We start from the raw sequence: 22461 nt of genomic DNA, 5'->3' as shown, positions 1-22461 counted from the left end.
GCTTATTTATATTTAATAAGCATTAACTATTTTGTCATCAAAATATATATACAGTGTATGTAACAGAGGGGAAATGAATATGAAGAGTGCGGATCAGTTAATGTCCGATATTCAATTATCGCTTCAGGCGCTCTTTCAAAAGATACAGCCTGAAATGCTGGAAAGCATGGAGAAACAAGGTGTCACCCCAGCGCAGCTGTTTGTGCTGGCCAGCTTAAAGAAACACGGCAGCCTCAAAATTTCTGAAATTGCCGAGCGTATGGAGGTGAAGCCAAGCGCGGTGACGCTAATGGCAGATCGCCTTGAACAAAAAAATCTTATCGCAAGAACACACAACACAAAAGACAGGCGAGTGATTGATCTCAGTCTTACTGACGAAGGAGACAGAAAATTCGAGGAGATTTTGGCAGGCAGAAAAGCCATTATGGCGCGTTATCTTTCCTTTTTGACGGAGGAAGAGATGCTTCAGGCGGCGCATATTACAGCAAAGCTCGCACAAGCAGCAGCGGAAACTGATGAAAAGCAAAACATGAAAAGAGGAAACGGATGAAAATGAGTAAAGAAGGCAAACAATCCAAACGGACGTTATTAATAACAGGCTTAATTATTGCCATGTTTTTTTCAGCCCTTGACGGTACCATTGTCGGAACGGCCATGCCGAAAATTGTCGGTGATCTGGGCGGTTTGAGCATGATGACCTGGCTGACAACTGCATATTTGTTAACATCAACAACCATTGTTCCAATTGCCGGCAAACTGGCTGATTTATTGGGACGCCGCATTGTCTATGTATCAGGTTTGATTATTTTTATGGCCGCTTCTGCTTTATGCGGGATGGCCAACAACATGACAGAATTGATTATTTTCCGTGGACTGCAAGGAATCGGCGGAGGCATCATGATGCCGATGGCAATGATTGTTATCGGTGACTTGTTCACAGGAAAACAGCGTGCTAAATTCCAAGGGGTCTTTGGCGCGATTTACGGGCTAGCTTCAGTAATTGGGCCGCAAATCGGCGGCTGGATTGTAGACTCGTTAAACTGGAAATGGGTTTTCTATATTAACCTGCCAGTCGGAATTATTGCGGTTATTTTCATTGCAAGAGGATTACAGGGGCGCCAGCAGACTGGTCCGATCAACTTCGACATCGCTGGTATTTTCACGATGATTGTCGGTGTTGTCAGCCTCCTGCTCGCCTTAAGCTTTGGCGGAAAAGATTATGCATGGGATTCATGGCAGATTCTTGGTTTGTTCGCTCTCGCACTGATCGGCATTGTCAGCTTTATTATCGTAGAATCAAAAGCAAAAGAGCCAATCCTGCCAATGTATTTATTTAAAAATAGAACATTTACCTTTCTAAACTTGATTGGCTTCTTTATGAGTATCGGTATGTTTGGCGCCATTACGTTTGTTCCTTTCTTTATGCAAGGAATTGTCGGTGTAAGTGCGTCTGAATCGGGTACAATTATGACACCGATGATGATTTCTATGATTATCACAAGTATTATCGGCGGCCAGCTTGTGTACAAAATCGGAATTAAACCGCAAATCATTACAGGCATGCTGGTTATGGCCGGCGGATTCCTGCTGTTAACGACATTGGATCTTGACACGAGCAAGCTTGTCGCTACATCATATATGGCGATTATTGGTCTTGGAATGGGTCTTGTTATGCCGATTCTGACATTGGCTTTACAAGAAAGCTTTTCGAAAGAGGAGCTTGGAGTTGTCACCTCATCCAGCCAATTCTTCCGTTCTATTGGCGGAACATTCGGCATTACCATGTTGGGAGCCGTAATGAATGCGAGATCAGGAAATCTATTAACAGATAAATTGGTGCCGTATTTAGACTCTCTTCCGGCACAGGCAAGCTCATTTGCCGCCCAGCTAAAGGGTATGATTGATACAAATCCGCAAGGGCTGCTGCAATCACTGTTCAGTCCGGACGCAGTCAAACAAATCCCTGCGGCTTTCTCATCCCATATTGTGCCGATTTTAAAAACATCGTTGATGGATTCACTCCACAGCGTGTTTTATACAGGCCTGATCTTTATCGCAGTCGGAGCCGTATTTACATTGTTCTTAAAACCTATCAAACTATCAAATAAGAAAACGGGAGAACAAGTGAAAGAGAAAGCGGCAAAAGCCGTTGAATCACCTTCCCATTAATAGAGCACCCCGCGGGTATCAAACCGCGGGGTTTTTTATTCAATCATCTGGGCCCTTCCATTTCCGAAAGACCAATCCTCATCTTGATTTCCGGCCAGCATGATAAACACATCTTCTTTTCTTACACCAAGCTCGGAATGAATCCGGCTTGCGATTGAGCGGTAAAGCGCTTTTTTCTGTTCAGTTGTTCTTGAATGTTTCAGTGTAAAATGAATGTATATCAGTTCATCAGTACGCTCAACTTGGAGATAAAATGGATCATAAAAAAATTCGCCTTTTTCATACTGCCTGATGACTTGAAAATAGTCATCTTCCGGCACATTGATCTCTTCAATCATCGATTGGTGGATAGTCCTGCTCAGTTTTTGAAGCCACGCTTCGCTTCTTCCCGACCGTAAATGAATCTGTACAAATGGCATCTCCCTGCATCCCTCTCTTTACAGCGTCTGTCCGCTGTCAATTGTGATGATTTGGCCTGTGAGTGATTCCTGTTCAACTAGTGAACAAATCAATTTGGCAACATCATCAGGTTTTGCAATATACTGCAGCGGCAAAGAGCCGATCATGCTTTTCATTTTTTCTTCCCGGCCAGCCCACCATCTCGTTGCCACAGCTCCTGGTGCTACACCGCTCACTCTGATTTCAGGCGCTAAGGCGTGGGCCAATGATTTCGTTAAACCGTGCACCGCCGATTTTGATACTGCGTAAGGCATAGATGAGCCCGCACCAGTTAACCCTGCGATGCTGCCGACGTTTACGATCGCTCCGGCCTTGCTTTTCTTCATGAACGGAACCACTGCCCGTGCGCAGAAAAACATCCCTTTCACATTAACGGCATACAGCTCATCCCATATGTCTTCTGTCGCAGCCTCAAGATCATCCATTGGAATATGCCGTGTAATGCTGGCATTGTTGACTAAAATATCAACCCTGCCGTGTGTGTTCACGATTGCTTGAATCATGTCCTGCACTTCGCTGTTTCTGGATACATCTGCTTGGATGGCGAAGGCTTTCCCGCCAGCTTTTTGAATCATTTCCACTGTTTCCTCCGCTTCTGATTGCGAACGTGAATAATTCACCGCAACAATCGCCCCGCGCTTTGCCAATTCCATACTGGCTGCTTTTCCGATTCCTGTGCCGCCCCCCGTTACGAGAGCTATTTTGTTCAAGACATTCATTGCCGCCACTCCTTGCTGTTGACTAAAATATATTTCTGATTCCATTGTAATCCAGCTTTGATGTTACGTATAATGATTGTTAAAGATACTTGATATCATTCAGATTGATATCAAACGAACGGAGGAGTTCATAATGGAAAGCGGAGATTTACGTGTATTTCAAATGGTAGCCCGTGAAGGAACCATTACGAAAGCAGCTCTGCAGCTTGGCTATGTGCAATCGAATGTCACGGCCAGAATTCAACAATTGGAAGCTGAACTGGGTACCACACTGTTTTTGCGCCATAATCGGGGCATGACACTTTCCGCAAGCGGAAAGTTGCTGCTGGATTACGCAAATAAAATTATCGGCCTACTTGATGAAGCGTCTAAAGCGCTCTCATCCTCCGCAGAACCAAGCGGGCCGCTTATGATCGGCTCCACTCAGACAACTGCCGCGGTAAGGCTTCCAAAGCTCCTGGCATCTTATTATGAAGAACATCCAAACGTCCAGTTGTCTTTAACAACAGGACATACGCAATTTCTCCTTGATAAAGTTCTTCGTTACGAATTGGACGGCGCGTTTATCGGATGCGAATGCAACCATCCTGAGCTCGAATCCTATCCGGCATTTGAGGAAGAACCGGTAGTTGTTTCGGCTGCCTCCGTGTCCGATGTTGAGGAAGCCATCACAAAGCCGATTCTCGTTTACAGCACAGGCTGCTCGTATCGAGAAACACTTGAAAAATGGCTGCGCTCCGTCGGTGTCACACAGCCGGTCATTATGGAATTTGGTACGCTTGAAGCAATTATTGGCGGGGTTACAGCAGGTCTTGGCATTTCGTTGCTGCCTAGAACGGTTGTGCAAAAGCATGAGGCAGAAGGATCGATTCGATTGTACCCGTTGCCTGAAGCACTCAGACAGATGAAAACAGAATTTATTGTTCGAAAAGATTCGTTTATCAGCAGCGCGCTGAGAACCTTTATGGATTCCTTTGCACCAGGTAAAACGGATGAATCACAAAAAAGCAGTCTGCTATAATGAACAGACTGCTTTTTGGCTATTGTTTGTTTCGATGCTCTTCATTTAATTCTTTAATATGCTGAATGACATCTTTAATGCCCTGCTTTGCCTCGGGATATGTCGCATTCCAATGCTTAGCGAGCGGAGGCATGCTCTTGGCTATATGAGTATACAAAATCCATTGCTTCACTTCTTCTTTTAGCTCATCGTTTGTTTCACCAAGCAGAAGTTCCGTATACTTTTCCAGCAATCCATCCAGCTGTTCCTGAAGTTTCTGTTCCATTTTCCATCTTCCTTTCGAAAAAACAGCAAGGAGCTTTCTCAAATGAAAGCTCCTTCGCTGGCGTTATTTATCCATGTGATGTGAAAGCGGCTTCCTGGACAATGCATCTGCCCCTGCCATGAGGAATGCAAAGAGGCGTTCCGAACAGCGGGTCCTGTGTAACCTGACAGTTCATAGAAAACACATTTTGCACAAGATCACAAGTGATAACCTCTTCCGGACGGCCTTCAGCATAAATCTGTTTATCTTTTATGGCCACAAGATGATGCGCATAGCGGCATGCCAGGTTTAAGTCATGGAGAACCATAACAATCGTCCGCTCTTCCTTTTCATTCAGCTCAAACAGCAAATCAAGAATTTCAATTTGATGCGTCATGTCTAAATACGTCGTCGGCTCGTCTAGGAGGATGATATCGGTTTCCTGCGCAAGCGTCATTGCGATCCAAGCCCGCTGGCGCTGTCCGCCAGACAAAGAATCAACGGCACGGTCAGCCATGTCCTCAAGCTTTGTTGCTTTAAGTGCTCTCTCAACTGCTTCCTCATCCTCTTTTGACCACTGCTTCAGCCAGTTTTGGTAAGGATATCTACCTTGTTTCACCAGCTGATGCACCGTCAGCCCCTCTGGAGCCGAAGGACCTTGAGGCAGGATGGCCAGCTCTTTTGCGACTTCCTTCGTCGGAAGCTTGGCAATTGCTCTTCCTTCCAGCAGCACTGAACCGCCTCTCGGCTTCATCAGGCGCGCTAATGAACGTAAAAGTGTCGATTTTCCGCAGCCATTACTGCCAATAAATACGGTAATTTCACCTTTGGGAATTGTTAAATTCAACTCATCAATAATAACGGCATCTCCGTATCCTAAGCTCAGCGTTTCTGTAGAAATTGCACTCATACCCATAACCGCTCCTTTTTGCTGGCTTTTTAGCAGCATTATGTATTGCACGTTTTCTATATACATGCTTTTCAGTCAATTGTCGTCAATGCAAGTGATTCGATATTCAGCCATTTGATATGGTCATCTATCCCTCATTGTAGCAGAAAACACTGACTTTGAAAATCATTTTCAATTAGTCTTTGGACATAATTGGCGTTTATGTTTTTTTTATTACACGATTATTTCTTGATTTCTCTGATCGAGCCGTCCTTAAGCTTTAGTTTTAAATCGATATGATCATAATGACTGTCCAGATTAAATGCTGCCAGTACGCTGTGTATCACTTCTGTTTCAGCCATTTGGTCTGTCACGGAAAGCTCGCTCAGAATCATTTTCATCTCATCCAATGCTTCTTCTCCCTCCTGATTGACACCTGAGAGCTTATCCTGTATTTCCGCTTTTTCCTGAGTCCCGTTCTTTGTATAGATGCCTTCATAACGGTTATGCTCACCATCCCCGTAGCTCACACGAAGCGAAAAATTGCTGTAAGGAACGGACTTCAGCTGGGTGACGGCTGTATTTTCTCCTTCTGCCTGCTGCTGGTCTTCATTAAGATGGCAGCCCGCAATCAGAACCACTGCGAGACATACAGCCCCGGCTGCTCTGATCAAATGCATATGTTTCCCCCCTGTAGGATTCCATTTGTTTTAGGTATATCCAGAGAATGAAATCCTCATTCAGAGAAGAATTGAAAAAGCCGGGGCATTTAACGCCACGGCTTTTTCTTTAAGATTCGGTCATTTGCAAAAAGGTTTCGGCGTCACGCACAGCCAGCTTGATGGCATTCTCCCAGAAATCGCGCTTCGTGATGTCAGCACCCAAATGCTTCATCGCCAAATCCTCCACGGTCATAGAAGCCGTGTCACGCAATAGCGCCATATACTTCTCTTCGAATGTGTCTTTTTCTTCAAGTGCCAACGCGTAAATGCCAAGAGAAAACAGGTAGCCGAATGTGTATGGAAAATTATAAAACGGTACCCTTGTGATGTGAAAGTGAAGCTTTGATGCCCAAAAAAGCGGATGATACTCTCCTAACGCATTACAGTAGGCCTCTCTTTGCGCCTCTTCCATCAGTTCATTCAAGCGGCTGGCCGGTACCACTCCCCGCTTTCGTTCCTCGTAGAATCTCGTTTCGAATAGAAATCTCGCGTGAATGTTCATGAAGAACGCAACGCTTCTTTGCACTTTATCCTCCAGAAGAACAAGCTTTTCTTCCCTCGTCTCGGCCTGCTGGACAGTCGCGTCCGCGACTATCATCTCTGCAAACGTTGAAGCCGTTTCCGCAACGTTCATAGCGTAGGAACGGTTTAACGGCCTGACGTCGAGCATTGCTTCCTGATGGAACGCGTGCCCGAGTTCATGCGCAAGAGTAGAAACATTTGAGGCGCTGCCCGAAAATGTCATGAAAATTCGGGATTCCCCGCTGTCAGGAAAACTGGTGCAAAAGCCGCCAACTCTTTTTCCACTTCTGTCTTCCGCCTCAATCCAGCCGTCCCGAAACGCTTTTTCAGTAAATGAGGACAGCTTTTTGCCAAACGTTGAAAACTGGCTGGTAATGATATTTGCGGCTTCATCATAGGAATAGACCTTTCCGTCAGAACCGATTGGCGCCTCAACATCGTACCAGCTAAGCTTTTCAAGGCCGAGCATGGATGCTTTCCGGTTCAAAAACTGAACGAACGGCTGCTTGTTTTCAGTGATGACCTGCCACATCGTATCAAGTGTTTCTTTTTTCATCCTGTTGATCTGAAGCGGTTCCTTCAGGACATTTTCCCAGCCGCGCGCTTTATAGGTTTCAAGCCGGAATCCCGCCAAATGATTCAGCGTGCTGCTGATAATATCCTGCTTGCTTTCCCATGCTTGATGGAAACGTTCATATACTGCTTTTCTGACAGCTCGGTCTTGATGGTCCATCATATTCTCTGCCTGACCGACAGACAATTGCTTGTTTTCACCGTTTTCCTCATACGGGATCGTCATTTTCCCGACAATCATATTGTATAAGTCACTCCAAGCGTGATATCCATCCACCGCAAGGTTTCCGATCATTTTTTCTTTACCTGGGCTAAGCTTTTCTGCAACCCTCTGTCTTCTTTCATTTAATATGTAAGATATATCGCGTAATCCCGGTTTTGTTAACAATTCATTCCACACGTCTTGATCAACGTCCACAAGTTTATGATCTAATGTAACGAGCGACGATTGAAAATCTGCGGAAAGCCGATTCATAAGCGACTGATGCTCTATAGCCTTTTGATCATTGATATTCTGGGCCTGAAGGCAAGCAACGAAAGCGCCGGCCTGCTGAAGCTTGACGGATGTCTGCTCGAATAAATCTAGCAACGCGGTCAGCTCATCAGCCTCTTCAGACGATGCAGGCACCTGAAACGCGTCAGTCATGTCTTGAAATGCACGCAGACTTTGTGACAGCTTCTCAATATACCCTTTGAATTCTTCTGATTGGCTCCCGCCCTTAAAAAATGAATCAAGATCCCATTTTTGGTCTACCCCTTGAAGCGCCATATCACAAAACCCCTTTCCTTCTTTCGTTCTATTATAGAACAATTCTGAATTATTGTATAAAAATTTCTTTTACAGGCGTCATTTTCTGTTCAGGATTGTACAATAGCTGTAGCAGTTTAATAGGAGGGTTAGGATGAATAAAAAAATAGCAATCGTAACAGGAGCATCAAGCGGCTTCGGTTTGCTTGCAGCTGTAAGGCTCGCCCGATCGTTTTTCGTGATTGCCACATCAAGACAGCCTGAAAAAGCGGAACAGCTTCGAGAATTGGCTGCAGCACACAAGGTGTCTGATTCCATTCACATAACAGCTCTTGATGTCACCGATGAACAATCTATAGTCTCATTCGGAAAAACCATTAGTGCTTACGCCCCGATCGACCTACTCGTCAACAATGCCGGAACGGCTTATGGAGGATTTATTGAGGATGTGCCGATGGAACATTTCAGAAAACAATTTGAAACGAACGTCTTCGGAGTGATTCATGTGACAAAAACCGTGCTGCCTTACATAAGAAAGCATGGCGGCGCAAAGATTATAAACGTGAGCAGCATCAGCGGACTGACCGGGTTCCCTGCGCTATCGCCATATGCAGCTTCTAAGCATGCATTGGAAGGTTTTTCTGAAAGCCTGCGTATCGAGCTGCTTCCGTTTGGTATCGAAACCGCTTTGATCGAGCCAGGCTCATACAAGACATCGATCTGGTCAACTTCATTATCAAATTTTATGTCGGTGCCTGCTGACGATTCAGCCTATCATCAATACTATAAAAAGATCCTTTCGTACGTTGAAAAAAACGGAGAAGAAAGCGGAGATCCCCAAGAGGTTGCCGACCTTATTTATCAATTGGCAACAAAAAAGCATGTAAAGAAATTGCGATACCCGATCGGAAAAGGCATCAAGCTTACCCTGCTGTTCCGATCGCTTTTTCCTTGGTCTGCGTGGGAATCTATCCTGAAGAAAAAGCTATTCAGCTAATCTAAATTATAATTATTATAATTTAGTATTGATTTTTATTTAGTATATGATATAATTAAGTCAACAGATCACAAGGAGGACGTTATCTTATGAAAACTGAAAACGCAAAAACAAATCAAACACTAGTTGAGAAATCAATGAACACACAATTATCAAACTGGTTTCTTTTATACTCTAAGCTCCACCGTTTCCATTGGTATGTGAAAGGACCTCATTTCTTTACATTGCACGAGAAATTTGAAGAACTTTATGATCATGCGGCTGAAACAGTCGATACCATCGCTGAGCGTCTGCTGGCGATCGGCGGGCAGCCTGTTGCCACAGTGAAAGAATACACTGAGCATGCATCTATCACAGACGGCGGAAACGAAACATCAGCCTCAGAAATGGTACAAGCATTGGTTAACGACTACAAACAAATCAGCAGCGAATCTAAATTCGTGATCGGCTTGGCTGAAGAAAATCAAGACAATGCGACAGCGGACTTATTTGTCGGATTAATTGAAGAAGTTGAAAAACAAGTGTGGATGCTTTCCTCTTATTTAGGGTAACAAAAAAGCTGAACCTATTTGGGTTCAGCTTTTTGTTTTCTTCTTAGCTTGTGCTGCTTTCTGTCTGCTTCGTCAGTGTCACGTTCAACGTTTTCGTTTTTCCATTTCGCAGCACTTGAATTGTTGTTTTATCTCCGACTTTTAAGTCTTTGTAAAGGATCTGGCGGATATCCGCACTGCTTTCCACGTCTTTACCGTTTAGTTTGACAATAACATCCTCGGATTTAATGCCTGCTTTTGCCGCAGGTGAATTCGCTTGAACTTCTTTTACATAAACACCTTTGCCTAATTGATCCCCGAACAAGCCGAGCGTATTTTCCTGATAGGTTTCAGGAACTTGCGCCATGTCAATCATTTGCACGCCCAAAAACGGACGATCCACTTTTCCGTTTTGCAGCAGCTGGTCAACAATCGGCTCGACATCATTGCTTGGGATCGCAAATCCAAGTGATTCCACACCGCTTTCGCTCACCTTCAAGCTGTTGATGCCGATGACCTGGCCGTTTGCATTAATTAACGGACCACCACTGTTCCCCGGATTGATCGCCGCATCAGTTTGCAGCACGTTCATTTCCACCGTACCCTGTGTTGTATCCACATCAATTGTCCGGTTCAGCCCGCTAATGATGCCTTGTGTCACCGTACCGGAAAACTGCTGTCCGAGCGGGTTACCGATAGCGATTACTTTTTCACCCGTGCGCAGCTTTGAAGAATCACCGAAGCTCGCCACTTTTTTGACGTTTTTTCCGCTGATTTCCAAAACCGCCAAATCAGTAATGGCATCGCTGCCGACAAGCTTGGCAGTTTCCGTTTCTCCGTTGTATAACGTAACAGTCAGCTTGTTCGCGCCTTCAACGACATGGTTGTTTGTAATGATATACGCTTTATTGCTGTCTTTTTTGAAAATAACACCTGACCCGGTTCCGCTTTCACTTTCTGAGCTGGAGCCGCCTCCCGTGCCGAATGTGTTATTTTGAGAGGTTTGGATATTTGAAATTCCGACAATCGTCGGCTCTAAATCCTCTACCATATCAGCGACGTTTGAAGCGTTCGTTATCGGTGTCGAAGTAAAATTATCAGACTGCACCTGTTTATTTGCAGAAGCGGCCTCGGTCGCCTGATTTTGGTCTGAGGGCAGATAAGGCGCAATGCCAAGCATAAGGCCCCCGCCGATAATACCGCCTAAAATCGGGCTCAGCCATGCGGCTCTCCGTTTCTTTTCTTTTTTCACAGCCGTTTCTTGCTTTTCCATTTCTAACGCAGAAGCCGTTTCCTGCCGTCCCGCTTCATACGGCACAGGCGCGTCAAGCAATTCTTGTTCAGAATGTCCTATCAGCTTCTGGTTTTCTGTATTCTGCTGTTCTGTATGTGAAGGTTCTGTTTGATGTTGATCGTTTTGGCCATCACGTCGATAATCCATGTTCTTGCACTCCTTTAACGGTTATTCATTTATCATTACATATTCATCGCATGTACAAGTTCAATTGTCCCAATAATGAGGAGAAAAGCAAAGCACCAAAATAGAATATGTCTGATCATCCTACATCTTCCTCGCTCTTTTTCTCTTCCTTTCTTCCCTTAAACATATCATAAACAAACATTGTGGGATAAAAATGAAAAGAATATGTGAAATTATGAAAATTGCCAGCCGTATGTTAAAACTAGTTTATAATGACGTTGAAAGGATGTGAAGAGCCTTGTCATACACCATTTATCTAGTTGAAGATGAGGATAACCTGAATGAACTGCTGACGAAGTATTTAGAGAATGAGGGCTGGAACATTACATCTTTTACGAAAGGTGAAGACGCCAGAAAGAAAATGACACCGTCTCCCCACCTATGGATTCTCGATATCATGCTGCCGGATACCGACGGCTATACATTAATAAAAGAAATCAAGGCGAAAGATCCTGACGTGCCGGTCATTTTTATTTCCGCCCGTGATGCAGATATTGACAGAGTGCTTGGCTTAGAGCTTGGCAGCAATGACTACATTTCAAAACCGTTTCTGCCGCGGGAGCTGATTATCCGTGTGCAAAAACTGCTGCAGCTCGTATATAAGGAAGCTCCTCCTGTACAAAAAAATGAAATTGCCGTCTCCTCGTATCGGGTCGCTGAAGACGCCCGCGAGGTCTATGATGAAAACGGGAATATCATCAATTTGACGTCGAAGGAATTTGATCTGCTGCTATTATTTATCCATCATAAAGGGCATCCATACTCTCGTGAGGATATCCTCTTAAAAGTATGGGGACATGACTACTTCGGAACAGACCGGGTCGTTGATGACCTCGTTCGGAGACTGCGCAGAAAGATGCCAGAATTGAAGGTGGAAACGATTTACGGTTTCGGCTACAGGATGATGTCATCATGAAAAACAAACCGCTCGCGTTTCAGATATGGGTTGTTATATCCGGCATCCTGTTAGCGATATCGATTTTACTGCTAGTGTTATTTTCAAACACGCTGCGCGATTTCTTCACCAATGAAACGTATACGACGATTGAAAATGAGCAGCATGTTCTGACAGAGTACCGCCTGCCAGGTTCGATTGAAAGGCGCTATTACAGCGAGGAAGCGACGGCGCCGACAACTGTCCGCTCCGTACAGCACGTGCTCCTTCCTGAAAATGAAGAGGCTTCTTCAGACAAGGATTTAAGCATACTGTCATCTTCATTTATCCACAAGGTGTACAAGCTGGCTGATAAGCAGGAAGCTAAAAAGAAACGTTACAGCGCCGACGTCAATGGAGAGAAAGTGTTTTTTGTCATTAAAAAGGGACTTTCCGTCAATGGACAATCAGCGATGATGCTCTCTTACGCGCTTGATTCTTATCGGGACGATTTGGCCTATACCTTGTTCAAACAGCTTCTGTTTATTATAGCTGTCGTCATTTTATTAAGCTGGATTCCGGCCATTTGGCTTGCAAAGTATTTATCAAGGCCTCTCGTATCATTTGAAAAACACGTCAAACGGATTTCAGAACAGGATTGGGATGATCCAGTAAAAGTGGATCGGAAAGATGAAATCGGCAAATTGGGCCATACCATCGAAGAGATGCGCCAAAAGCTTGTGCAAAAGGATGAAACAGAAAGAACTCTATTGCAAAATATCTCTCATGATTTAAAAACGCCGGTCATGGTCATCAGAGGCTATACACAATCAATTAAAGACGGGATTTTCCCTAAAGGAGATCTTGAAAACACTGTAGATGTCATAGAATGCGAAGCGCTTAAGCTGGAGAAAAAAATAAAGGATTTATTATATTTAACGAAGCTGGATTATTTAGCCAAGCAAAAAGTGCAGCACGACATGTTCAGTATCGTGGAAGTGACAGAAGAAGTCATCGAACGATTGAAGTGGGCGCGAAAAGAACTATCGTGGGAAATTGATGTAGAAGAGGATATTTTGATGCCGGGTGATCCGGAGCAATGGAACAAACTCCTCGAAAACATTCTGGAAAATCAAATACGCTATGCTGAGACAAAAATAGAAATCAGCATGAAACAAGATGATCGGAATATTGTGATCACCATTAAAAATGACGGTCCGCATATTGAAGATGAGATGCTCTCCAGCCTCTATGAGCCTTTTAATAAAGGGAAGAAAGGCGAATTCGGCATTGGTCTAAGCATCGTAAAACGAATTTTAACTCTTCATAAGGCGTCTATCTCAATTGAAAATGACAAAACGGGTGTAACATACCGCATAGCAGTGCCAAAATAGACTGTAGATGTTTTTGCAGTCTATTTTTTTATGTGAAAGAATAGCCGTTAAAATCTCTGTAATTTGTTTTGAGCGGCTGTTTGCATTGATGAACCCATTTTTTCTCTGACAAGGTCTGCTTCGGATATTTAACTTTCTCCACTTTTATTCCTCTGTTTCGCAAGCGGCTGATCATTTCGTCCAATTCTCTCATTCTAGATTCACCCTTTCGCTTGAGCTTTGACCATTCGGTCATCTCAATTTATAATATAAATAATACATGATAAAAAAACAAGTTACAATAAGGTTAATTTTATAACAGACGGTGTGACTATATGGTCATATCCTAGCAGGCCTCCGGGCTCCGAAAGGGTGGAACCATTGAAGGAAAAAGAAAAGCTGATTATTGAAACAGCCTTAAAACTGTTTGCCCAAAAAGGATACAACTCAACATCAGTCCAAGAAATCGCAAAAGAATGCAAAATATCTAAAGGCGCTTTTTATATTTATTTTCCTTCGAAAGAAGCGCTTCTTCTGTCTATGCTGAACTACTATTATGATAAAACGTTTACCCGAATTTTAAATATTAAAACGAAGGGCGAAAGCCCCAGAACGGCTTACCGCAAACAACTGACCGTACTCTATGAAAACATCCTTGAACACAAGGATTTTATCAGCATGCAAATGAAGGAAGGTTCTCTGCCTTACACAGAGGAAGTGGAGCAATGCGCAAAAAAAATCCGCCAGTCCTCACTTCAATTTCATATTGACAGTCTGCTGAACATCTACGGAAAAAAAGCGGAACCGTACACTGCAGAGCTTTGTTTTTTAATAGAGGGCATCAGCCAGATTTACCTGGAATGCATGATTTTGCTCGGGTATACTGTGAAGCCGTCTCAATTAGCTGATATCATTATGAATCGAATTGATGATATGGTAAAAGGCATGTCTGAACGAAACGATAAGCCTTTCATCACATTGGAAGAGGCGAGCTCTTTATTTGGGCCTCTTACACACGGACGGCCTGACCCGCTGACTGAATCGATTGTGAAAAGCCTACGTGACAAAATTAACAGCTTACACACAAACTCCTCTCTTGAATTATCGGAGAGCTTGGACATACTTGAAGCAGAAATGAAGAAAAAAACACCGAAGCTGGCGATCATAAAAGGAATGATTCATAATCTGGCGGAGTCTGAAGCGCTCGCCAAAGATGCGGAGCAGCTTAAATATTTATTAAAACAGCAACATATTTAGAAGAACGGCTGCTTAAAAAGCAGCCGTTTTTTCTTTCTATTACGCCTTTGGTTTTACCATATCTTCCGGCTTAACCATTTCGTTAAATTGCTCCTCTGTCAGCAATTCAAGCTTCAAAGCCGCTTCTTTGAGCGTCAATCCCTCTTTATGGGCAAGCTTGGCGATTTTCGCCGCGTTTTCATAACCGATATGCGGGTTCAGCGCCGTAACAAGCATTAATGAATTTGACAGGTTTTCCTGAATGGTTTCTTTATTAGGCTCAATACCGACAGCACATTTATCATGGAATGAATTCATGCCGTCACTGAGCAGCTGCACAGATTGCAGGAAGTTGTAAATAATAACAGGCTTAAACACGTTCAGTTCAAAGTTCCCCTGACTCGCCGCAAAGCCGATTGTCGCATCGTTCCCCATGATTTGCGCTGCGATCATTGTTAACGCTTCGCTTTGTGTCGGGTTGACTTTACCAGGCATAATGGAGCTGCCCGGCTCATTTTCAGGAATGACGATCTCCCCGATGCCGCAGCGAGGTCCGCTTGCAAGCCATCTGACATCGTTCGCGATTTTCATCAAGTCAGCCGCAAGCGCTTTTAATGCGCCATGCGCATAAGTGATTTCGTCATGGCTTGTCAGCGCGTGGAATTTATTCGGCGAGCTGCTGAACGTTTGGCCGGTCAGCTTAGTGATCTCTTCTGAGACAAGCTCTCCAAACTCTGGGTGGGCGTTGATACCCGTTCCGACAGCCGTTCCACCAATTGCAAGCGCACGCATTTTATCTGTCGCTTCCAAAATCATTTCCTTCGAACGGTCCAGCATGTGAACCCATCCGCTGATTTCCTGCCCGAGGGTCAGTGGCGTAGCATCCTGAAGATGCGTGCGTCCGATTTTGACAATATCATTGTATGCTTTCGCTTTCTCATCCAGTGTATTGCGAAGCTGATCAAGCGCCGGCACAAGCTGTTCGTAAACAGCCAAAACAGCGGCAACATGCATCGCAGTCGGGAATGTGTCGTTTGAACTTTGGCTGCGGTTCACGTCATCATTTGGATGAATCGTTAGATCAGAGTTCTTCTCTTTTAATAAAGCAGTCGCACGGTTGGCTACCACTTCGTTCATGTTCATATTGCTTTGTGTGCCGCTTCCGGTCTGCCATACAACAAGCGGGAAGTTGTCATCGTACTTGCCTTTGAGGACATCATCACAAACCGCTGCAATCGCTTCAGCTTTTTCAGCATCCAGATTGCCGAGGCGTTTATTAGCTAGAGCTGTGCTTCGTTTCAATATTGCAAACGCCTTCACAACACGCATCGGCATTTTTTCAGAACCAATCTTAAAGTTCTCCTTGCTTCGCTGTGTTTGGGCGCCCCAAAATTTATCAGCAGGAACTTTTACTTCTCCCATGGTGTCTCGTTCAATTCTGTATTCCATTTATGTATCCCTCCATAACGGTTGCTTCAATAGATCATAATTCGCCAATGACACAAAAAATCCTTTTTATTTTTCGATCTTGGCAGATTTTAATTTTAATTCAAGATATACGCGAGAATCCTTTGAATATTTGTATTTTGGATTCGTCCTGCCGTACTCCTTTGATGTATAAGAGACATCATAATGCTGTTCAAATGATCTGATGAGCTGTTCGATTTCTTCTTGTTTACCAGCAAGCCTTACCTGTGCCACTTCGTTTCCTCCGCTTTCATAAAAAAACTTACTCCATGAAATACTCTAACACAGTATATCATTTTTTTAACAGGAAAAGATAACCTCTACTAAGGTTTTGGATAAGAGGTGACCTCATTGGAACAAACAGAGTTTAAAGAATATATACACGATAATTTAGCATTGGTGCTCCCAAAATTAAAAGAAAACGATGATCTTGTGAAAAATAAAAAAATGCTTGCGAACGGATTGGTTTTTTACTATCTCTATTTCAGTGAACTGACTGATGAGAATAAGGTGTCAGAAGCCATTAAAACTTTGATTAAAGATGAGGAGACCTTAACGCTTGACCAGGTCAAAAAACGCCTTGACCAGCTTGACGCAAGACCTATTGAAACCGCAAAAAAAACGATTGAATCGATTCTCAACGGCAATTGTGCTGTGTTTATCAACGGATTGGACAAAGCCTATATTCTGAGCACAGCAAAGAAAAAAACAAGAAGCCTGACAGAGCCGACAACAGAAAAAGTGGTTCGCGGCCCAAAAGTTGCGTTTGTAGAGGATCTCGATACAAATCTCGCTCTGATCAGACAAAGAACCTCTCATCCGAAATTAATCACCAAAAAAATCATGATCGGCGAAAACAAGCTGAAGCCTGCAGCCATTATGTACATTGAGGGCAAAGCAAAAAAGTCCGTCATAAAAGAAGTAAAGGCACGCCTTAAAAATATCCAGCTGGAGGATATCCAGGACAGCGGAACGCTCGAGGAGCTCATTGAAGATAATAAATATTCACCATTTCCGCAGATTCAAAATACGGAGAGACCCGACAAGGTATCTTCAGCCCTGTTTAACGGCCGTGTGGCAATTTTGGTCGACAGTTCACCATTTGTGCTGCTGGTGCCGGTTTCTCTCGGCATCCTGATGCAGTCCCCGGATGACTACTATGAACGCTGGATTTCAGCATCTCTTATCCGGTCGCTGCGTTTTGCTTCTATCTTTATCACCTTGTTTTTGTCATCGATTTATATTGCACTTGTTTCCTTCCATCAGGGGCTGCTGCCGACCGCACTCGCCGTTACAATTTCGGCGAACAGGGAAAACGTGCCGTTCCCTCCGATATTTGAAGCCTTGCTGATGGAAGTAACCATCGAGCTGCTAAGGGAAGCCGGACTGCGACTCCCCAATCCGCTCGGACAGACGATCGGCCTCGTCGGGGGCGTAGTCATCGGACAGGCGGCTGTAGAAGCGAATCTCGTCAGTTCGATTATGGTCATTGTCGTCAGTGTCATTGCCCTTGCATCCTTTACCGTTCCTCAATACGGAATGGGGCTGTCTTTCCGGGTGCTGCGTTTTATTTCGATGTTTTCCGCCGCTATTTTAGGGCTGTACGGCATTATTTTATTTATGCTTGTCGTTTATACGCACTTAACGAGACAAACGAGCTTTGGGTCTCCGTATTTTTCGCCAAACGGATTCTTTAGCCTGAAAAATACGGATGACTCCATTATCCGTCTCCCAATTAAAAACAAACCAAAAGAGGCGAATAATCCAAATGAGCCAAAAACAGACTCCACTGAAACTTAATACCTTTCAAGGTATTTCGATTATTGCTAATACAATGCTTGGGGCCGGACTTTTAACCTTGCCGAGAGCGCTGACCACTAAGGCTAATACGCCTGACGGCTGGATCACGCTGATATTAGAAGGTTTCATTTTTATTTTCTTCATTTATTTAAACACGCTCATTCAGAAAAAACATCAATACCCTTCACTCTTTGAGTATTTGCAGGAAGGGCTTGGAAAATGGATCGGCGGTATCATCGGCCTTTTGATTTGCGGCTATTTCCTCGGCGTAGCCAGCTTCGAGACCCGGGCGATGGCTGAAATGGTGAAGTTTTTCCTGCTGGAGAGAACACCAATTCAAGTCATTATTTTAACGTTTATTTGCTGCGGTATTTATTTAATGGTTGGAGGCTTAAGTGATGTGTCGCGGCTGTTTCCCTTTTATTTAACGGTAACCATTATAATTTTGCTGGTTGTGTTTGGGATCAGTTTTAAAATTTTTGATATCAATAATTTGCGTCCTGTTTTAGGTGAAGGCCTTGGACCTGTTGCAAACTCCCTTACCGTCGTTTCCATCTCTTTTTTAGGAATGGAAGTGATGCTGTTTCTTCCTGAACATATGAAGAAAAAGAAATACACATTCAGATATGCGTCTCTAGGATTTTTGATTCCGATTATCTTATATATCATTACGTATATTATCGTTGTCGGAGCTTTGACCGCACCCGAGGTGAAAACGCTGATTTGGCCGACTATTTCTCTCTTTCAGTCCTTTGAGCTTAAAGGCATATTCATTGAACGGTTTGAATCGTTTTTACTGGTGGTTTGGATCATCCAATTTTTTACAACATTTGTCATTTACGGATACTTTGCCGCTAACGGGCTAAAGAAGACATTCGGATTATCGACTAAAACAAGCATGGTGATTATCGGCATAACGGTCTTTTATTTTTCTCTCTGGCCGGATGACGCCAATCAAGTCATGATGTACAGCAATTATCTTGGATATATTTTTGTCTCCCTGTTTCTGCTTCCCTTCATTCTCTTTTTCATTGTAGCTCTCAAAAGGAGGATTACAGCAAAATGAAAATCCGGATTTTATGTATGTTTTTATGCACCCTATTGCTGTCCGGATGCTGGGACAGCGAAAACATCGAGGAATTAAGCTTGGTGATCGGAGTAGGCCTAGACAAGCCCGACGATCAGAATTTAGAGCTGACACAGCAGATTCTCGTGCCAAAAAAAATCAGCGCCAAGGAGAGCTCTTCATCTGACCCGACACAGCTGTCTATCACAAAGGGTGAAACTGTCCATCAAATGATGAGAACCTCTGCATTAAAGCATAATCCTACATTTTCACAGCATTTGCGTCTCATTCTGCTTTCCAAAAGCGTGATTGCGAATCACATTGGAATGGACGCGATCATTAACCAGTTTGTCAGAGACAACGGAACAAGGAGGAGTTCCTACGTCTTCATCACCAATGGCCGAACTAAGGATATATTTAAAATGAATGATGAAGGCGAGCCCGCATCCAACGTGATATATGATCTGACAGAGAATAATAAGGTGACGATCAGAATGATGGAGCCAGTTACATTGGGGGAGATCTCAGAACACTTAACCTCTGACGATTCATTCCTCATCCCTCATGTCGGTAAGGAAAACGGCATGCTCGCGATAAACGGAGCCTCTATCATAAAAAATAAATTATGGCACCGGAATCTCACCCCGATTGAGGTTCAAAATATTAACTTATTTTCTGGCACTGTCGAGGGTGGCGTCATTGAGATGAAGCGCGATGGCCATCTCTTTTCTTATGAAGTATATTCGAGCAATCGGAAGATCAAGACGGCCTATAAGGACGGAAAGTTCAAATTCACTGTCACCCGCACTATTGAAGGTCGTCTATCTGAGGACTGGAATCCCAGTGAAGATTCGTTTAAGGATTCATATATTAAAAGCATTGAAAAGACAGTCGAAAAAAAAGTACACAAAACAGTAACGACATTTATTACAGAGAAGCTGCAGAAAGAGATCAAAGCGGACGTCACCGGGCTGGGAAACGAGGTCAGAATTCATTATCCTCAAAAGTGGAAAAAGATTTCAAGAAAATGGGATGATGATTATTTCAGCAATGCGGAAATAGACTACCGGGTCAATGTGGTTGTCAGAGACTTCGGAACGAAAGGCGCAAACAAATAGCAGCCGCCTACTTTACGAGATGATTTCGGTGTGCGTACACCGCCGCCTGCGTCCGGTCACTGACATCTAGCTTTGATAAAATATTGGTAATATGCGTTTTGACTGTTTTAATTGTAATAAACAGTTCCTCGCCTATTTCTTTGTTTGTCTTTCCTTCTGCGATCAGGCAGAGTATTTCCAGCTCCCGTTTCGTAAGTGATTCATGCGGGAGCGCGTTTTCACCTGAGTGGCGCAGCCTGGACAATACTTTTCCCGCCACTTTTGATTCCAGCTTTGGCTCTCCCTTGCTTGCGGCGCGGATGGCATCGGCGATTTCTGCCGCTTTTGAGGTTTTCAACAGATAGCTGAGCGCGCCAGCCTCAATAACCGGGTACACTTTGTCATCATCAATGAAGCTAGTGAGCACAATAATTTTCGGGTCGGAAAGCTCCCGGCAAATTTGCTTTGTAGCTTCAATGCCATCCATGCCCTCCATGACAAGATCCATTAAAATGACATCCGGCGACAGTTCCGCAGCAAGCCGAACACCTTCGCCGCCGTCCGATGCTTCGCCGATGACTTTAATATCGGGCTGCGCCTCCAAAAAAGCCGCGAGCCCCATTCTGACCATTTCATGATCATCAATCAATAATACTCGAATCACGTTCGTTCTCTCCTTTTTCTTCCGGGAAAATCGGGACCTTCACTTCGATTTGTGTGCCCTTTCCTTCTACTGAAATCACTTCGGCGACCCCGCCGATTTCACTTGCACGTTCTTTCATAGAATTCAAGCCGTATGAGGATGCTTTCACCTGGTCCATTTTAAAGCCTTTTCCATTATCAATCACCTTCAGACGGAGCTGGCTGTTCTTTATGCCCAGAATCACGGTTACTTTTGTCGCTTTCGAATGTCTAAATACGTTTGAAAGGGCCTCCTGGACGATTCTGAACAAGTGGTCTTCAACACCCTTGGATATTTCTGTGTCCTGTATATCCCACTCAATATCAAGCGGCTGCTTTTTTCGGAACTCGTCCAAAAGCTCCGTCAGGCCCTCCTTCAGCCCTTTTCCTTCAAGGGTAACAGGCCGTAAATGGAGCAGCAGAGCCCTCATCTCATTTTGGGCTTCGCCTGCCATATGCTCGACCATCTTGATACGCTTGACTGTTTTGTCATCAGCACCCTTGACATTTTCCAGCACGGCTGATGTCATCATCGATATTGCAAAGAGCTGCTGGCTGACCGCATCATGTAGATCTCTGGCCAATCGCTGGCGTTCTTCTGAGATAACCGATTTCTTCATTTGCGCCTGCCATTCCACACGTTCATTGGAAAGCTTCTGCAAGGATGCGACTTGAAGCTCCACGCGCTTCGCCATTTCGTTCAGCTGATCGGCGGCCAGGCCGATTTCATCATCACCGAGCGGCGGTATCCGATAAGCGAAATTGCCGTTTTCAAAGGTTAAAATGGATTCAATTAATGTATCAATCCTTGTCTTCAACCGATTGCCGTACATATACCCTGAGGCGAAACCGATCGTCACGCTGATCAGCAGCAAAATCAGGATAAACGGAATTCCGAACCAGCTTGATGACAGCAAAACAAGCGGATCGAGCCGATAGTAAAACATCATAAAGGAAATCAGGCAGGCAAAAAGGAGCAGGCTGATTCCCGTTGTCATGCGGATGGCGCGCCATTGGAGGCTGGCAAGCATTTTTTTTCTCATACGTACTTCACATCCACATCACCGATAAATAAGGAAACGGACACTTTGACCCGGCGCTTTGACTCGCTGAAATCGGTTGACGCGGCATATACCTTCGTGCTTAATCCGCTTTTCTTCGAACCGATCAGATTGATATCTCCTATAAAAACAGCCGAGCTGACAGCCACTTCAAGGTCCGATGGTACATAAATATCAACGTTTCCGATGACTCCGCTAATGACGATTGTACTTTCTCCCTCGGGAATCATCGCTTTAGACAAATCGATTTTGATATCACCGATAAAACCAGAGACATTTAAATCATTCAGGTCAAACGGCTGCTTCATCATTTGCAGCTCTCCGATAAAAAAGCTGCGCAAGTCTGGATGTTTTACATCTTTTGGCGGCTTATAATGTTCTTTTTTATTGAGATTGACCTGTTTCTCATTCGGTTCAAATATCGGCTTCCCTTTGATAAGCCTATAGCCGGCGTAAATCAGAAACGCGGCAAACGCATAGCCGAATAAATTAAAGGTGATGCTGAAGAGGTTTTTCAAAAATAGAAACGCGGCAAAGATATACATGACGGAGCCAAGCCAATCACGGGAATATTTTTTAAGAAAATAGCCGGCAATCAGAAAAAAGAGCGGCCAAAACAGCAGATCGCCTATTCCGATAATTTGCAAAAACATACTGATGCCGAATAAAGCAATGATCAATCCGAGAAGCTGTTTTTTTGTCATTCCTGGTGTCCGCCTCCTTTCTTCTGCCT

24 protein-coding genes are annotated in these 22461 nt (G+C 44.1%); 11 read left to right on the top strand and 13 right to left on the bottom strand.

Annotation, left to right across the window (positions count from 1 at the left end; all coding sequences use genetic code 11):
• Window positions 1–79 precede the first annotated feature (79 nt).
• Both mdtR and mdtP read left to right on the top strand, forming a co-directional pair.
• Window positions 80–550: a MarR family transcriptional regulator MdtR gene (gene mdtR, locus BLL41_RS08350; protein WP_014665318.1), complete on the top strand. Its 471-nt coding sequence runs from the start codon at window positions 80–82 to the stop codon at window positions 548–550.
• A complete protein-coding gene (mdtP, locus tag BLL41_RS08345) occupies window positions 547–2169 on the top strand; it encodes a multidrug efflux MFS transporter MdtP (RefSeq protein WP_080478275.1) in 1623 nt (540 codons plus the stop codon). The genes mdtR and mdtP overlap by 4 nt, the downstream gene beginning before the upstream one ends.
• A 35-nt stretch (window positions 2170–2204) precedes the next feature.
• Here mdtP and BLL41_RS08340 read toward each other — a convergent pair whose 3' ends face one another.
• Complete coding sequence (locus BLL41_RS08340) at window positions 2205–2588, bottom strand: tautomerase family protein (protein ID WP_069150279.1); 384 nt, start codon at window positions 2586–2588, stop codon at window positions 2205–2207.
• An 18-nt stretch (window positions 2589–2606) separates the two neighbouring features.
• The gene (locus BLL41_RS08335) at window positions 2607–3347 is read right to left on the bottom strand and encodes an SDR family NAD(P)-dependent oxidoreductase (protein WP_071577483.1); all 741 of its coding nucleotides are present in this window, start codon (window positions 3345–3347) and stop codon (window positions 2607–2609) included.
• Window positions 3348–3480: 133 nt separating this feature from the next.
• Between BLL41_RS08335 and BLL41_RS08330 the strand changes: the two genes are divergently transcribed.
• Complete coding sequence (locus BLL41_RS08330; protein WP_071577482.1) at window positions 3481–4368, top strand: LysR family transcriptional regulator; 888 nt, start codon at window positions 3481–3483, stop codon at window positions 4366–4368.
• Window positions 4369–4387: 19 nt separating this feature from the next.
• Here BLL41_RS08330 and BLL41_RS08325 read toward each other — a convergent pair whose 3' ends face one another.
• The 4 genes from BLL41_RS08325 to BLL41_RS08310 form a co-directional block, all read right to left on the bottom strand.
• Complete coding sequence (locus BLL41_RS08325) at window positions 4388–4675, bottom strand: YusU family protein (RefSeq protein ID WP_083427960.1); 288 nt, start codon at window positions 4673–4675, stop codon at window positions 4388–4390.
• A gap of 25 nt (window positions 4676–4700) precedes the next feature.
• Entirely contained in the window at window positions 4701–5528 is an 828-nt protein-coding gene (locus BLL41_RS08320; protein WP_079288351.1) for an ABC transporter ATP-binding protein, read from the bottom strand.
• A gap of 215 nt (window positions 5529–5743) precedes the next feature.
• Window positions 5744–6181: a YusW family protein gene (locus BLL41_RS08315; RefSeq protein WP_071577481.1), complete on the bottom strand. Its 438-nt coding sequence runs from the start codon at window positions 6179–6181 to the stop codon at window positions 5744–5746.
• Between the two features lie 109 nt (window positions 6182–6290).
• Window positions 6291–8087, bottom strand: coding sequence for a M3 family oligoendopeptidase (locus BLL41_RS08310; protein ID WP_071577480.1), 1797 nt, complete (start codon window positions 8085–8087; stop codon window positions 6291–6293).
• A gap of 133 nt (window positions 8088–8220) precedes the next feature.
• On the opposite strand from BLL41_RS08310, the gene BLL41_RS08305 reads away from it, so the two are divergent.
• Both BLL41_RS08305 and mrgA read left to right on the top strand, forming a co-directional pair.
• Window positions 8221–9063: an oxidoreductase gene (locus tag BLL41_RS08305; protein ID WP_071577479.1), complete on the top strand. Its 843-nt coding sequence runs from the start codon at window positions 8221–8223 to the stop codon at window positions 9061–9063.
• Between the two features lie 89 nt (window positions 9064–9152).
• On the top strand, window positions 9153–9614 hold the full coding sequence (gene mrgA, locus BLL41_RS08300) for a metalloregulation DNA-binding stress protein MgrA (RefSeq protein WP_071577478.1): 462 nt from the start codon (window positions 9153–9155) through the stop codon (window positions 9612–9614).
• 43 nt (window positions 9615–9657) lie between these two features.
• Here the strand turns inward: mrgA and htrB are convergent, their stop codons facing one another.
• Window positions 9658–11034 carry a serine protease Do-like protein HtrB gene (gene htrB / locus BLL41_RS08295; protein ID WP_071577477.1) on the bottom strand — a complete coding sequence of 459 codons (1377 nt, stop codon included), beginning with the start codon at window positions 11032–11034 and terminating at the stop codon, window positions 9658–9660.
• 277 nt (window positions 11035–11311) lie between these two features.
• Between htrB and cssR the strand changes: the two genes are divergently transcribed.
• Both cssR and cssS read left to right on the top strand, forming a co-directional pair.
• Window positions 11312–11989 carry a two-component system response regulator CssR gene (cssR, locus tag BLL41_RS08290; protein ID WP_003228529.1) on the top strand — a complete coding sequence of 226 codons (678 nt, stop codon included), beginning with the start codon at window positions 11312–11314 and terminating at the stop codon, window positions 11987–11989.
• Window positions 11986–13341 (top strand): two-component system sensor histidine kinase CssS, encoded by a 1356-nt coding sequence (cssS, locus tag BLL41_RS08285; protein ID WP_003228527.1) that lies wholly within the window; start codon window positions 11986–11988, stop codon window positions 13339–13341. Before cssR ends, cssS begins: the two co-directional genes overlap by 4 nt.
• A gap of 28 nt (window positions 13342–13369) precedes the next feature.
• Here the strand turns inward: cssS and spxO are convergent, their stop codons facing one another.
• On the bottom strand, window positions 13370–13534 hold the full coding sequence (gene spxO, locus BLL41_RS08280) for an anti-adapter protein SpxO (RefSeq protein ID WP_003221681.1): 165 nt from the start codon (window positions 13532–13534) through the stop codon (window positions 13370–13372).
• 167 nt (window positions 13535–13701) lie between these two features.
• On the opposite strand from spxO, the gene BLL41_RS08275 reads away from it, so the two are divergent.
• A complete protein-coding gene (locus tag BLL41_RS08275) occupies window positions 13702–14577 on the top strand; it encodes a TetR/AcrR family transcriptional regulator (RefSeq protein ID WP_071577476.1) in 876 nt (291 codons plus the stop codon).
• 39 nt (window positions 14578–14616) lie between these two features.
• Here the strand turns inward: BLL41_RS08275 and fumC are convergent, their stop codons facing one another.
• Together fumC and BLL41_RS08265 are read right to left on the bottom strand one after the other, a co-directional pair.
• Window positions 14617–16005, bottom strand: a complete 1389-nt coding sequence (gene fumC / locus BLL41_RS08270; RefSeq protein WP_071577475.1) for a class II fumarate hydratase — start codon at window positions 16003–16005, stop codon at window positions 14617–14619.
• Window positions 16006–16071: 66 nt separating this feature from the next.
• Complete coding sequence (locus BLL41_RS08265; protein WP_003244599.1) at window positions 16072–16257, bottom strand: YvzF family protein; 186 nt, start codon at window positions 16255–16257, stop codon at window positions 16072–16074.
• 117 nt (window positions 16258–16374) lie between these two features.
• On the opposite strand from BLL41_RS08265, the gene gerAA reads away from it, so the two are divergent.
• From gerAA to gerAC, 3 genes are read left to right on the top strand one after another with little or no spacing between them, the layout of a single operon-like run.
• Complete coding sequence (gene gerAA, locus BLL41_RS08260) at window positions 16375–17823, top strand: spore germination receptor protein GerAA (RefSeq protein ID WP_071577474.1); 1449 nt, start codon at window positions 16375–16377, stop codon at window positions 17821–17823.
• Entirely contained in the window at window positions 17792–18889 is a 1098-nt protein-coding gene (gene gerAB, locus BLL41_RS08255; protein ID WP_071577473.1) for a spore germination receptor protein GerAB, read from the top strand. The genes gerAA and gerAB overlap by 32 nt, the downstream gene beginning before the upstream one ends.
• On the top strand, window positions 18886–20007 hold the full coding sequence (gene gerAC / locus BLL41_RS08250; protein WP_071577472.1) for a spore germination receptor protein GerAC: 1122 nt from the start codon (window positions 18886–18888) through the stop codon (window positions 20005–20007). Before gerAB ends, gerAC begins: the two co-directional genes overlap by 4 nt.
• A gap of 7 nt (window positions 20008–20014) precedes the next feature.
• Here the strand turns inward: gerAC and liaR are convergent, their stop codons facing one another.
• From liaR to liaF, 3 genes are read right to left on the bottom strand one after another with little or no spacing between them, the layout of a single operon-like run.
• Window positions 20015–20650, bottom strand: a complete 636-nt coding sequence (gene liaR, locus BLL41_RS08245; protein WP_071577471.1) for a two-component system response regulator LiaR — start codon at window positions 20648–20650, stop codon at window positions 20015–20017.
• A complete protein-coding gene (liaS, locus tag BLL41_RS08240) occupies window positions 20628–21710 on the bottom strand; it encodes a two-component system sensor histidine kinase LiaS (protein WP_071577470.1) in 1083 nt (360 codons plus the stop codon). The genes liaR and liaS overlap by 23 nt, the downstream gene beginning before the upstream one ends.
• Complete coding sequence (gene liaF / locus BLL41_RS08235; RefSeq protein WP_071577469.1) at window positions 21707–22432, bottom strand: LiaRS two-component regulatory system accessory protein LiaF; 726 nt, start codon at window positions 22430–22432, stop codon at window positions 21707–21709. Before liaF ends, liaS begins: the two co-directional genes overlap by 4 nt.
• Between the last annotated feature and the right edge of the window lie 29 nt (window positions 22433–22461).

This window comes from Bacillus sp. FMQ74 (genome assembly GCF_001875785.1).
GTDB classification, from domain to species: Bacteria; Bacillota; Bacilli; order Bacillales; family Bacillaceae; genus Bacillus; species Bacillus stercoris.
This window is presented reverse-complemented; position numbering and strand designations above follow the sequence as displayed.

Excerpts from the sequence above, each read along its gene's own strand:
- BLL41_RS08310 (WP_071577480.1), bottom strand. The coding sequence starts at position 8,087 with ATGGCGCTTCAAGGGGTAGACCAAAAATGGGATCTTGATTCATTTTTT.
- mrgA (WP_071577478.1), top strand. The coding sequence starts at position 9,153 with ATGAAAACTGAAAACGCAAAAACAAATCAAACACTAGTTGAGAAATCA.
- mdtP (WP_080478275.1), top strand. The coding sequence starts at position 547 with ATGAAAATGAGTAAAGAAGGCAAACAATCCAAACGGACGTTATTAATA.
- liaF (WP_071577469.1), bottom strand. The coding sequence starts at position 22,432 with ATGACAAAAAAACAGCTTCTCGGATTGATCATTGCTTTATTCGGCATC.
- BLL41_RS08340 (WP_069150279.1), bottom strand. The coding sequence starts at position 2,588 with ATGCCATTTGTACAGATTCATTTACGGTCGGGAAGAAGCGAAGCGTGG.
- BLL41_RS08335 (WP_071577483.1), bottom strand. The coding sequence starts at position 3,347 with ATGAATGTCTTGAACAAAATAGCTCTCGTAACGGGGGGCGGCACAGGA.
- BLL41_RS08305 (WP_071577479.1), top strand. The coding sequence starts at position 8,221 with ATGAATAAAAAAATAGCAATCGTAACAGGAGCATCAAGCGGCTTCGGT.
- mdtR (WP_014665318.1), top strand. The coding sequence starts at position 80 with ATGAAGAGTGCGGATCAGTTAATGTCCGATATTCAATTATCGCTTCAG.
- liaS (WP_071577470.1), bottom strand. The coding sequence starts at position 21,710 with ATGAGAAAAAAAATGCTTGCCAGCCTCCAATGGCGCGCCATCCGCATG.
- BLL41_RS08330 (WP_071577482.1), top strand. The coding sequence starts at position 3,481 with ATGGAAAGCGGAGATTTACGTGTATTTCAAATGGTAGCCCGTGAAGGA.
- htrB (WP_071577477.1), bottom strand. The coding sequence starts at position 11,034 with ATGGATTATCGACGTGATGGCCAAAACGATCAACATCAAACAGAACCT.
- spxO (WP_003221681.1), bottom strand. The coding sequence starts at position 13,534 with ATGAGAGAATTGGACGAAATGATCAGCCGCTTGCGAAACAGAGGAATA.
- BLL41_RS08315 (WP_071577481.1), bottom strand. The coding sequence starts at position 6,181 with ATGCATTTGATCAGAGCAGCCGGGGCTGTATGTCTCGCAGTGGTTCTG.
- BLL41_RS08320 (WP_079288351.1), bottom strand. The coding sequence starts at position 5,528 with ATGGGTATGAGTGCAATTTCTACAGAAACGCTGAGCTTAGGATACGGA.
- gerAB (WP_071577473.1), top strand. The coding sequence starts at position 17,792 with ATGAGCCAAAAACAGACTCCACTGAAACTTAATACCTTTCAAGGTATT.
- fumC (WP_071577475.1), bottom strand. The coding sequence starts at position 16,005 with ATGGAATACAGAATTGAACGAGACACCATGGGAGAAGTAAAAGTTCCT.
- gerAC (WP_071577472.1), top strand. The coding sequence starts at position 18,886 with ATGAAAATCCGGATTTTATGTATGTTTTTATGCACCCTATTGCTGTCC.
- cssS (WP_003228527.1), top strand. The coding sequence starts at position 11,986 with ATGAAAAACAAACCGCTCGCGTTTCAGATATGGGTTGTTATATCCGGC.